Origin of the sequence: Pseudomonas rhodesiae (assembly GCF_007858255.1) — a bacterium.
GTDB lineage: Bacteria > Pseudomonadota > Gammaproteobacteria > Pseudomonadales > Pseudomonadaceae > Aquipseudomonas > Aquipseudomonas rhodesiae.
Genome location: NZ_VFEU01000071.1, coordinates 1 through 1,186, shown reverse-complemented (window position 1 = coordinate 1,186; position 1,186 = coordinate 1). Strand labels below are relative to the sequence as shown.

General features: G+C 56.2%; 1 pseudogene. It reads right to left on the bottom strand.

Going from position 1 to position 1,186, the window contains the following annotated elements:
* Positions 1-1,186 (bottom strand): annotated as a pseudogene (locus FIV35_RS29755) (YncE family protein); the annotation flags it as partial.

Below are 1,186 nucleotides of genomic sequence, written 5' to 3'. Positions count from 1 at the left end.
ACCACGGTGATGGTAGTGCTGCCCGATTGCCCCAGCGACACGCCGGCGGCGGTTTGCCACTCGAACGATACCCGAAATGAGCCGCCAACCCATTGAGCGATGATGCTGGCATCCACCGGAACAAAGGTGAAACCGAGGTTCTTGTCGGTAACCGGCTGCAGCACAATTGTCTGGGTGGTGCCGTCTTCGAGCATCCCGAGCAACGTCACAATGATCTGATGCCTGGGGAGGGGGGACGGAAACTGTTTGTCTGTAAGGGCGATCACTTCGAAGGTTGAGCCACTCTGGGTATCGAAGTCGATCTGCCTGGATTCGAGCTCTTCGCCGTCCACCAGGAAAATCGGCGGCCCCAACAGCGAAGGGTCCAATTCGGCGTCCAGGAAATAAGGTTTGGAATACTGATACTTTTCCCCGGAAAAGTTTTCCACCACATCATGCACACGAAACCGAAGGGTCACTTTCCCAAGTTGCCCCCCCTTATCAATGATCGATTTGGGCACAAAGACCCGAATCGGTCCTGACCCGGCCGCCTCAGCCGGGCTCACGGTATGCTGCACAAACTCGCCATCCCAGGACAGCTCGATGACATCGTTCTGGCGGATGTGTTCGTACAGATCAATCAGGCACCAAAGGCCGCCCACAACATCGCCTGCGCCAATATTCGATCCTTCGGGGAAGCCTTCTACGCGCATGACCAGGCCGGTATGCCACGGACTGCCGGGGTCTTTGTCCACACCACCGGGGCGGTCGGTCTTGATCAAAAGGGTTCGCACAGGAGAGGTGCTTTCATTGCCGCTGCCTATGCGAATCACTCGACCATAACTGGACACCTCACCTTCAGGAATAAATTCGGAGGGGATGGCCAGAAACTGTTGGGGATATATCGAACCCAACACATAATCTGCGGCAACGGGAAAAGTCAGGTCTTCAAGATAAAAAGCAAAATAGTCGAGAGGGTTGAGATTGTGCCAGTTTTCAAACACGAACAGCGCATAAGGTCGTACATGGCGGATACCCAGACCGTAGGCCGCATTCTCAGGGTGGGCGGCGAGCTGGAGGTCGACCCAGGGGAAGGCCGAATATGGGTGATCCAGGTCTTCAATTCGTCGCGGTTCAGGGCGTTCCAGGCTGGGTGATTGATAGGGCACTGGAAGCGACGCGGCGGGTAGACCGCCCGAGATCGAAT